This is a genomic window from Micromonospora sp. NPDC049089, from assembly GCF_040648775.1.
Taxonomy (GTDB): domain Bacteria; phylum Actinomycetota; class Actinomycetes; order Mycobacteriales; family Micromonosporaceae; genus Micromonospora.
Window position 1 is genome coordinate 19441 of sequence record NZ_JBEZEH010000082.1, and the last position, 8235, is coordinate 27675.

The following is an 8235-nucleotide window of genomic DNA, read 5'->3' on the forward strand; positions in this document are numbered from 1 at the left end:
ATCCTGGGGCATGATCGAGGGCTCTACAAAAGGCACATCGCTGTGCCCTACCCACATCGAGGGGTCATGTTGAAGCACGGGAAGTCGTGTCTGATCCGTGGCGACGGCGGCCGTGCCATTCGCGGCATCCTCAACCGGATCGGCGACAAGTGGAGCCTGCTGGTTGTGGCTACCCTCGACGGCGAACGCATGCGCTTCAGCGAGTTGCAGCAGCGCATCCCGGGGGTTTCTCAGCGCATGCTGACCCGGACCCTTCGGCACCTGGAACGCGACGGCCTCGTCTCCCGGCACGTCTTCGCCGAGGTGCCTCCGCGCGTCGAGTACCAGCTCACCGACACCGGCCGCACGCTGATCGGGCCCGCAGTGACCCTCGCCGAGTGGGCTGTCGAACACAACCCGGACATCGAGCGCAATCAGCACACCTACGACCTGCGCGAGCGCTGACCTGCGGGTGGTTGCGGCGCTCCGAGGGCCGGGGCAACCGCCCGTCACGGCGCGCCACGGGCCCGCGCGGATCTCCTGTGTCCCTCGGACGGACGGCGAGGTCGCTTGTCCAGAGTGGGCACATAAGCCGGGAGGTGATCGGCCAGGTCGTCGCCCTCGCCGGATCTCGCCCTACTGCTCGGCCCAGGCACCCAGCTCGTTGCCGCTGGGGTCGGTGAAGTGGAACCGCCGGCCACCGGGGAACTCGTACGGCCCGTTGACCACCTGGCCGCCGGCCTCCTTGACGGCCTGCACGGACCGGTCCAGGTCGGTGGAGTAGAGCAGCACGAGTGGGCCGCCCGCCCGAACCTCCGCGTCCAGACGGAGACCGCCGACCTCGGGAGCGGCGTCGCCGTGTGGGCTGCGGATGCCGGCGTACTCCGGCCCGTAGTCGTTGAACTGCCAACCGAACGCATCGGCGTAGAAGCGCTTGGCCACGGCGAGGTCGGTCACCGTGAGCTCGACGTAGTCGATGGCGTGGTGTCGGTGTGGCGATGGCTCAGACATGCGCCGATCGTGCACCCCGGGTACGACGAAACCCCGAAGCGCAACGAAAGGTTGCGCGATGGGTGCCGGCTGTCGTAGGTTAAGTGCAACCAAAGGTTGCGGAAGGTTGTGGACATGGAACAGGGAACGATCGAACGCGACATCCACGTCAACGCGTCCCCCGAGGTCGTCTTCGAGGTGGTCAGCCAGCCCCAGCACATGCGGGAGTGGTGGCCCGACGACGCGCGGTTCGAATCCGTCGCCGGTGCGCCCGGCGAGCTGATCTGGCGCGACGCCGACACCGGCGAGACGAAGACCGTCGCGCTCGCCGTCGTCGAGGTCGACCCGCCGAAGCGGTTCTCCTTCCGGTGGTGCTTCACCGAGCCGGACCGGAGCGGGCAGGCGCTGTTCGTCACCTTCGACCTGGTACCCAGCGGCACCGGGACGCTGATCCGGATGACCGAGACCGGATTCCGCGAGCTGGGTTGGGAGGTCGCCGTCCTGGAGGAGCAGTACCGCGACCACGAAAACGGTTGGGACCACTACATGCCCCGGCTGGGTGAGTACGTCGCGCGGCTGGTCGCGACCCCGTGAGCGCGGTGGTCGACGACGATCTGTGGTCGGCGATCGGCGACCCGATCCGGCGTACGATGATCGATCTTCTTCTCGCCGACGGGCCGGGCACGGCCACCTCGTTGAGCAGGCGGCTACCCGTCACCCGTCAGGCCGTCTCGAAGCACCTTGCGGTCCTCGACCGGGTTGGGCTGATCCACGCCGAACCGGCCGGTCGCGAGCGCCATTACCAGGTGGACGAGGCGCAACTCGGCCGCGCTGTCGCCCAACTGTCGGCGGTCGGCTCCACCTGGGACGCCCGACTGCGCCGGATCAAGCGCATCGCCGAGGCGATCGAACGCACCCGCACCAACGACGAAGGAGACTGAGAATGGCCGACATCCTGCACCGGGTCGGCGTCGTCGCACCGCTCGACGACGTCTACCGAGCGGTGGCGACGCCGGAGGGCCTCGCCGCCTGGTGGACCACCGACACGGTGGGCAAGAGCGAAGTCGGTGGACAACTGGCCTTCCGGTTCGGCGATGCCGGCGGCTTCGACATGGAGGTCCTGGAGCTGAACCCCGCCGGGCGGGTGCGGTGGCGCGTCGTCGACGGCCCAGAGGAGTGGGTCGGCACCGAGGTCGACTGGCGTCTCGACCAGCGCGGCGAGTACACGATCGTCCAGTTCGCGCATCAGGGCTGGCGCGAGCCGGTCGAGTTCATGCACCACTGCAGCACCAAGTGGGCGCTGTTCCTGATCAGCCTCAAGGAGCAGGTGGAGACCGGCCACGGCCGACCGGCCCCGAACGACGTCCGGATCAGCGACTGGCACTGACCTCGGTGACAGCCGGATCGCCGGGGGTTCGCGCGCTCCGCCGCGAGATCGCGATCCCCCCGGCGGTCAGGCCGAGGGCCACGATCGCCACGGCGCAGAGCAACAGCGTCGGGCGGGGGCCGATGGCACCCACCAGCGGCCCGCCCAGCATGGTGCCCAGGGGCACCGCCAGCACGAGGATGGCACCGTTCGCGGCGAGCACCGCGGGCAGTCGGGCGGTCGACGTGCTGCGCTGGAACAGCGCCATCGACGTGGACATGTACGGCGCCCAGATGAAGCCCGCCAGGGCGAACGCCGGCAACGACACGCCGACCGGTACGCCCAGGCCGAGCGGCAGCATGGCAACGCCGAACGCGACGACGATGCCGATGGTGGTGGCTCGCAGTGGCCAGCGGCGGAGATAACCGGCGACCAGACCCCCGGCGAGACCGCCGACGCCGAACGCGGTGTAGTAGGCGCCGAGCAGCGTCGCGGAGGCGTGCAGGTCGTCGGTGATGTGGATCGGCATCGCCACGTACACCGGCCCGAAGAGGAAGAAGAACCCGAGGCTCAGCACCAGCAGGCCCAGCAGGGCCGGGTTCTGGCGGATGACCGCGAAGCCGGCCGTTCGCGAAGCGCCGCTCTCGGACCGTGCGGGTCCGTCGTTGGCGGGAAGGGCGAGACGGTACGTGAGGGCCAGCGCGGCGAAGGTTGCGGCGTCGATGGCGATGACCCAGACCGGCCCCACCCAGCCGATCAGGATGCCCGCCAGTGGCGGGCCGACGATTATGGCGAACCCTCCGATGGTGCTGAGCACGGCATTGGCCGGCAAATGGTGTCGCTGCGGCAGCAGTTCGGCGATCAGGGTGAATCGGCCGGCGGAACCCCACGAGTGCAGCAGCGCCGACGCGGCCAGCAGAACCACGTACAGCCCGATGGTGAGCACGCCGACAAGGTGGGCGAGGGGGATCGCCGCGAGCGCGCTGGCTCGCAGAATCGCGTCCCACCCGGCGAGTTGCGCGCCGCTTCGCCCGCGCAGCAGCCGACCGAAGACGACGGTCCCGGCCGCGCTGGGCAGCGTGTACGCCGCCATGGCCAGCGCGATCCAGGTGCCCCGCTGATCGTGCGGGGCGAGTTGGATCGCGAGCCAGGTCACCGCGACCACCGCCAGGCCGTCGCCCAACGCGGAGACGGCCAGCCCGGGTAGAACGCGTCGGAGTTGAGGGTGACTGACCACCGGCCAGTACGGAGAGGAGCGCGGGAATCGGGAGGCGTCGGCCATGCAGTCAGCACACCCGGCGAAGGACCTGCCCATCAATACCTAGCTGCTGGCAGCAGAATCAGCCGAGGGTGAAAGGCCGAATCACCGTTGTGGGCCGTCGTTTCGGCGGGCAGCGCGGAAGGACGAGCCGATACTCGCCACGATCGAACCCACCGAGGCGAGCGACACCGCCACAGTGCCGGCCGTGTCGGCTCCGCCGTCCCCGGTCACCTTGAGGATGATGCCGGTGACCATGAGGACGACCGACAGGGCCAGGACCACCTGGATGGCTCGTCTGCTCATGGCGGCATCTCGCTCTCGGTCGGCGGGAGATCGGCTCGGGTGCCGTGACGTCGGGGCGATGACTGCTCGACTTTCCGGAACCCGAGCCGATCAAACCGCTACTCCTTGCGGTAGACCGAGATGTGCGACGGGCTGTCGGCCTGGAACGGTCGCCGGTGCCAGTCGGCGTACCGCTCGGTGAGCCGGAGCCCGGCCCGCTGCGCCATCTCGTCGATCTGGTGTGGCCAGGCGTACCGCATGGCGAACGGCTTCAGGTGCACACCGTCCGCGTCGAACGTGATCGTCTGCCGGATGAACCGCTGCGCCGGCCGGTCGTACCGGTGCAGTCGGATCGTCGCGGAGTCCTCGGTCACGGCACGTACCTGCACCTGCTCGTCCTCGTCGAAGTCGCGCGGGTCGGGCACGAACGTCTCGATGACGAACGCGCCGCCGGGCGACAGCACCCGGGCGACGTTGCGGAAGCAGTCCGCCTGCCGCTCGGCGTCCACCAGGTTGAACAGGGTGTTGAAGACCAGGTACGCGAGCCGGAACTCACCGGCCACCGGCACGTCCGCCATGTCGGCGACGACCACCGAGATCTGGTCGCCGCCGGGCTTCGCCCGCAGCTGCGCGACCATCTCCTCGGACGCCTCGACGCCCTGCACGGCGAGGCCGCGTTCGGCCAGCGGCAGCGCGACCCGGCCGGTGCCGATCGCCAGTTCGAGAACCGGACCCCCGTCGGCCAGGTCGGCCAGGAAGTCCACGGCTGGCGCCGGGTCGGGGTTGCCGGGGCCGTCGTAGTCGGCGGCCCAGAGCCGGCCGAAGAGGCCGGGATCGTCGAAGACCGACATCAGCGGCCTCCGGGATTGAAGTCAGTGGCGCTCAGCAGCGCCAAGAGAACAGTCCTGCTCACGAAGTCTCGATTCCTCGGGTCGGATGACGGTTGGTTCGGGGGACTTCGTCGTGTTGGGCATGGTGGCTGCTCCCTTCGCGTGACTGTCGACCGAGGACACCAGACACGCCGTGGGCCCGGCAAGGCAATTACGCCAGCCGGGCCCACGACGAGACGTGCGGTCAGGAGATGTGGTGCAGGATCACGTTGTGCACGTGGTGGCTCTTCTGCGCGCCACGGAACTCCACCTCGTAGGTGTGCGTACCGACGTGGATGGCGATGGCGCCGGTGGAAAAGAACGAACCACCCCACGACTTGTTGCTGACCACGCTCACGCTGGTGATCTTCGAGTACGGGATGCTCGTGATCGCGAACCGCTTGCCGACGAACGAGCGGTCCTGGATGATCACGCGCCGGTCGGTCAGCCCGATGAACCCGGTACCGGTGCCGACGGCGTCGTAGACGGCGATGATCTGCTCGCCTTCGAGGAGGCCACTCTCGATCTGCTGGACCTGCTCTTTGCGGTCGTACGCGATGTTCGCCATGTGCCCCAGGTTAGGAAACCGGCGCCAACGCGCCCACCCCGGCGACGACCACGAACTCGCCGTGGTGGGTGAAGTCGACCACTCCGTCGCGTACCCTGGTGACCTTGGTCCACGCGCGGACCTCGCCGCCGTCGGGCAGCGTGACCACCCGGTGCGAATCCACCGGGTTCCACCGCTCCCAGCGACGGTCCGCCGGGTCGCGGGCGTCGAACACCAGCCGGCCGCCGGGCACGAGCGCCCGGGCCAGGTCGGCGAGGGTACGCGCCCACTCCGCATCGTCCACGAAGAACTGCGCGACGTGGCTGGTCAGCACCGCCACGTCGAACGCCCGCTCCGGCAGTAGCGCCGAGGTGCCCTCGATCCAGGTCACCCGATCGCCACCCGGTCTGGCGCGGGCGGCGGCTACCGGCACTCGGCGTCGTACACCTGGACCAGCCGGTGGTGGCGGAACTCGGCGTGTCTCATCGGGGGTTCGCGTCGGTCGCGGCGCGGACGAACTCGCGTACCCGGGTGGTGGTGTTGCTGGGCAGCCAGACCGGCCCTCGTTCGATCGGTGGCGCGTCGTGGATGGGCACGTACGCCACGTCGGGGCGCGGGTAGTAGCGCCGCGTGTGCTCGCCCACCGGCAGGACTCCCCGGCCCAGCGCGACCACTGACAGCATCTCGGAGAAGGTGTTCCCGGCGGGCCCCTTCGGCACCGTCCGGCCGGACGGGGTGCGCTCCGGGGTGCGGTCCCGCTTGAACTCCGTCGACGTCACTGTCGGGTACTGCACCACGGGGTGGTCGGCGAGCACCTCCAACGACACCGACCGTTCCCGGGTGAGCGGGTGACCCGCCGCCACCGCGAGCACCCGGTCCTCGCAGAGCAGCGCCGGGCCGGTGGCCATGCCGTCGAACGGGTACGAGGCGATCAACACGTCGGTCGAGCCGTCGAGCAGCCCGGACCGGGTGGTGGACAACTGCGCCTCGTGCACCTCCACCCGACAGTCGGGGTGCCGTTCACCGAACAGGGCCACCGCCCGGAGCAGCACCGGCGCGGTCCACTCGCCGAGGAACGCCACCCGCAGCGTCCCGGTCACGCCCCGGGCGGCGTCGGTCGCGCGGCGGACGGCCTCGTCCATGCCTGCCACCAGCGGGGCCAACTCGTCGGCGAGCTGTCGGCCGATCGGGGTGAGTCGGACGACCCGACTGGTGCGGGCGAACAGCGGTGCGCCGATCTGGCGCTCCAGCTTCTTCACGATGTGGCTGACCCGGCCGGTGCTGAGGGTCAACCGCTCGGCGGTCCGGCCGAAGTGCAGTTCGTCCGCGAGGGTCAGGAACGTCTCGACCTCGTACCGCTCCAGCACACCAATCCCATCGTTGACCTGTGGGCAACGATCGTAGCGGCATCAGGTCTTGGTCGGCGCCCCTCGTCCGGGGATCGTGAACGCGGCAGGGAAGACCGAACGAAAGGCTCCGACATGAGCATTGGCAACCACCCGGCCGGCGTGAGCGCGGTGCGGGTAACCGGTTTCGACCACCTGGTGCTGACCGTCGCCGACGTGGAACGCTCCCTGAGCTTCTACTGCGACCAGCTCGGGCTGGCACCGGTACGGGTCGACGAGTGGCGTGCGGGCACCGTCCCGTTCCCGTCGGTCCAGATCAGCCCCGACAGCATCATCGACCTCGTCCGCAGTGAGCCGCAGGGCGCGAACGTGGACCACTTCTGCCTCGTGGTGGCTCCACTGAACTGGACGCAGGTGATCGAGTCGGAGGTCTTCACAGTGCTGACCGGGCCGGTCAGCCGGTTCGGCGCGCGCGGTTCGGCGACCTCGATCTACGTGCGGGACCCGGACGGCAACTCGGTGGAGCTGCGCTGGTACCCGCAGGACGCCGGGTCGGATGCGGAGACGGTCGTCAGGCCTCGGTGACCGCCCGGTAAGCGTCCTCGATGCGGGCGGCCAACAGGACCTCGCCCTCGGTCAGGGGCTCGCCGCTGCCGTGCCCGACCCGGATCTGGGTGCTGTCGGCCCGGCGGCTGATCTCGGGTCGCAGATGCAGCGCATCCGCGACGACCTTGACCCGTTCAGTTAGTGCGGCGTGTTGGGTATCGTCGATCACGAGCGTCCGTCGGATCTGCTCGCCCTCGCGCGTCCAACCAGATAGCAAGGTCAACGCGTCGGAAAGGTAGTCGTGCTTGGCCCTGCTGTTGAACAGCACGCGCATCACCGCACCCCCCAAGCGCCGTTGCCGGCTTGTGGCCAAATCGTCGCCATCCCGTGTCTTGTCGGTGCCCCCTAGTCTCCCGCTGCTCGGAGGGGGTGTCCACGCCCACACTTCCGTGTCTTGCTGGCCTAGCGGACGGCTACGGTACCCAAACCGCCGATTGATCTGGCACCCTGGACGCCCGTGCGGACCGAACGGGCGAATGATGGCGGGCAGGCCGAACGACGGGACCTGAAGGTGATCGTCGGCGCGGCGATCATCCGGGATGGGCGGGTGCTCGCCTGTGCGCGTTCCGCCCCACCCGAAGTAGCGGGCATGTGGGAGTTTCCGGGCGGAAAGGTCGAGCCGGGGGAGGCCGAGACCGACGCGTTGATCCGGGAGTGCGCCGAGGAGTTGGCCGTACGCGTCGAGATCGGCGCCCGGGTCGGCCGCAACGTACGGATGGCGCACGGCCGCTCGGTGCTCAAGGTGTACGCGGCCCGCCTGCTCGGCGGCGACCAGCCACAGGCGCTGGAGCACGAGGCGCTCCGCTGGCTCACGGCCGACGAACTGGACTCGGTCACCTGGCTCCCCGCCGACGCCCCCATCGTGGCCGCCCTTCGCCCCCTCCTCCTGCGCAACCCTCGTTGATCATGAAGTTATTGCCGCCGGCCCGCAGATCTTGGACACTTTCCGTTCGTCCATGACGGAAACTGTCCAAGATCTGCACGCGCCT

The 8235-nt window shown here is 69.4% G+C and carries 14 protein-coding genes; 6 read left to right on the plus strand and 8 right to left on the minus strand.

Annotated elements, in window-relative coordinates; genetic code table 11:
* Nucleotides 1–66 precede the first annotated feature (66 nt).
* Nucleotides 67–444: a helix-turn-helix domain-containing protein gene (locus AB0B48_RS16215; RefSeq protein ID WP_357201709.1), complete on the plus strand. Its 378-nt coding sequence runs from the start codon at nucleotides 67–69 to the stop codon at nucleotides 442–444.
* A gap of 171 nt (nucleotides 445–615) precedes the next feature.
* On the opposite strand, the gene AB0B48_RS16220 is transcribed toward AB0B48_RS16215, so the two are convergent.
* Nucleotides 616–990, minus strand: coding sequence for a VOC family protein (locus AB0B48_RS16220; RefSeq protein ID WP_357201712.1), 375 nt, complete (start codon nucleotides 988–990; stop codon nucleotides 616–618).
* Nucleotides 991–1104: 114 nt separating this feature from the next.
* Here AB0B48_RS16220 and AB0B48_RS16225 point away from each other — a divergent pair, with 114 nt between their 5' ends.
* The 3 genes from AB0B48_RS16225 to AB0B48_RS16235 are packed head-to-tail and all read left to right on the plus strand — an operon-like array spanning nucleotide 1105 to nucleotide 2356.
* Entirely contained in the window at nucleotides 1105–1563 is a 459-nt protein-coding gene (locus AB0B48_RS16225; RefSeq protein ID WP_357201715.1) for an SRPBCC domain-containing protein, read from the plus strand.
* Nucleotides 1560–1910 carry a metalloregulator ArsR/SmtB family transcription factor gene (locus AB0B48_RS16230; RefSeq protein ID WP_357201718.1) on the plus strand — a complete coding sequence of 117 codons (351 nt, stop codon included), beginning with the start codon at nucleotides 1560–1562 and terminating at the stop codon, nucleotides 1908–1910. The genes AB0B48_RS16225 and AB0B48_RS16230 overlap by 4 nt, the downstream gene beginning before the upstream one ends.
* Nucleotides 1911–1912: 2 nt before the next feature.
* Nucleotides 1913–2356 carry an SRPBCC domain-containing protein gene (locus AB0B48_RS16235; RefSeq protein WP_357201721.1) on the plus strand — a complete coding sequence of 148 codons (444 nt, stop codon included), beginning with the start codon at nucleotides 1913–1915 and terminating at the stop codon, nucleotides 2354–2356.
* On the opposite strand, the gene AB0B48_RS16240 is transcribed toward AB0B48_RS16235, so the two are convergent.
* The 6 genes from AB0B48_RS16240 to AB0B48_RS16265 form a co-directional block, all read right to left on the minus strand.
* The gene (locus tag AB0B48_RS16240; RefSeq protein WP_357201724.1) at nucleotides 2340–3617 is read right to left on the minus strand and encodes an MFS transporter; all 1278 of its coding nucleotides are present in this window, start codon (nucleotides 3615–3617) and stop codon (nucleotides 2340–2342) included. The genes AB0B48_RS16235 and AB0B48_RS16240 overlap by 17 nt on opposite strands.
* An 81-nt stretch (nucleotides 3618–3698) precedes the next feature.
* Nucleotides 3699–3899, minus strand: a complete 201-nt coding sequence (locus AB0B48_RS16245) for a hypothetical protein (RefSeq protein ID WP_357201727.1) — start codon at nucleotides 3897–3899, stop codon at nucleotides 3699–3701.
* Between the two features lie 98 nt (nucleotides 3900–3997).
* Complete coding sequence (locus tag AB0B48_RS16250; protein ID WP_357201730.1) at nucleotides 3998–4729, minus strand: class I SAM-dependent methyltransferase; 732 nt, start codon at nucleotides 4727–4729, stop codon at nucleotides 3998–4000.
* A 223-nt stretch (nucleotides 4730–4952) separates the two neighbouring features.
* Nucleotides 4953–5315, minus strand: a complete 363-nt coding sequence (locus tag AB0B48_RS16255; RefSeq protein WP_030337500.1) for a PH domain-containing protein — start codon at nucleotides 5313–5315, stop codon at nucleotides 4953–4955.
* Nucleotides 5316–5325: 10 nt separating this feature from the next.
* The gene (locus AB0B48_RS16260; RefSeq protein ID WP_357201733.1) at nucleotides 5326–5685 is read right to left on the minus strand and encodes a hypothetical protein; all 360 of its coding nucleotides are present in this window, start codon (nucleotides 5683–5685) and stop codon (nucleotides 5326–5328) included.
* 91 nt (nucleotides 5686–5776) lie between these two features.
* Nucleotides 5777–6661, minus strand: a complete 885-nt coding sequence (locus tag AB0B48_RS16265; protein WP_357201736.1) for a LysR family transcriptional regulator — start codon at nucleotides 6659–6661, stop codon at nucleotides 5777–5779.
* A 114-nt stretch (nucleotides 6662–6775) separates the two neighbouring features.
* Here AB0B48_RS16265 and AB0B48_RS16270 point away from each other — a divergent pair, with 114 nt between their 5' ends.
* Nucleotides 6776–7225: a VOC family protein gene (locus AB0B48_RS16270; protein WP_357201739.1), complete on the plus strand. Its 450-nt coding sequence runs from the start codon at nucleotides 6776–6778 to the stop codon at nucleotides 7223–7225.
* Here the strand turns inward: AB0B48_RS16270 and AB0B48_RS16275 are convergent.
* Entirely contained in the window at nucleotides 7212–7520 is a 309-nt protein-coding gene (locus AB0B48_RS16275) for a 4a-hydroxytetrahydrobiopterin dehydratase (RefSeq protein ID WP_112604995.1), read from the minus strand. The genes AB0B48_RS16270 and AB0B48_RS16275 overlap by 14 nt on opposite strands.
* Before the next feature lie 183 nt (nucleotides 7521–7703).
* On the opposite strand from AB0B48_RS16275, the gene AB0B48_RS16280 reads away from it, so the two are divergent.
* Nucleotides 7704–8150 carry a (deoxy)nucleoside triphosphate pyrophosphohydrolase gene (locus tag AB0B48_RS16280; protein WP_355010145.1) on the plus strand — a complete coding sequence of 149 codons (447 nt, stop codon included), beginning with the start codon at nucleotides 7704–7706 and terminating at the stop codon, nucleotides 8148–8150.
* Nucleotides 8151–8235: the final 85 nt, after the last annotated feature.

What these genes read in the sequence shown, in the direction of transcription:
- AB0B48_RS16215 (WP_357201709.1), top strand. Translation starts at nt 67, where the DNA reads ATGTTGAAGCACGGGAAGTCGTGTCTGATCCGTGGCGACGGCGGCCGT.
- AB0B48_RS16220 (WP_357201712.1), bottom strand. Translation starts at nt 990, where the DNA reads ATGTCTGAGCCATCGCCACACCGACACCACGCCATCGACTACGTCGAG.
- AB0B48_RS16225 (WP_357201715.1), top strand. Translation starts at nt 1,105, where the DNA reads ATGGAACAGGGAACGATCGAACGCGACATCCACGTCAACGCGTCCCCC.
- AB0B48_RS16235 (WP_357201721.1), top strand. Translation starts at nt 1,913, where the DNA reads ATGGCCGACATCCTGCACCGGGTCGGCGTCGTCGCACCGCTCGACGAC.
- AB0B48_RS16240 (WP_357201724.1), bottom strand. Translation starts at nt 3,617, where the DNA reads ATGGCCGACGCCTCCCGATTCCCGCGCTCCTCTCCGTACTGGCCGGTG.
- AB0B48_RS16245 (WP_357201727.1), bottom strand. Translation starts at nt 3,899, where the DNA reads ATGAGCAGACGAGCCATCCAGGTGGTCCTGGCCCTGTCGGTCGTCCTC.
- AB0B48_RS16250 (WP_357201730.1), bottom strand. Translation starts at nt 4,729, where the DNA reads ATGTCGGTCTTCGACGATCCCGGCCTCTTCGGCCGGCTCTGGGCCGCC.
- AB0B48_RS16255 (WP_030337500.1), bottom strand. Translation starts at nt 5,315, where the DNA reads ATGGCGAACATCGCGTACGACCGCAAAGAGCAGGTCCAGCAGATCGAG.
- AB0B48_RS16270 (WP_357201739.1), top strand. Translation starts at nt 6,776, where the DNA reads ATGAGCATTGGCAACCACCCGGCCGGCGTGAGCGCGGTGCGGGTAACC.
- AB0B48_RS16275 (WP_112604995.1), bottom strand. Translation starts at nt 7,520, where the DNA reads ATGCGCGTGCTGTTCAACAGCAGGGCCAAGCACGACTACCTTTCCGAC.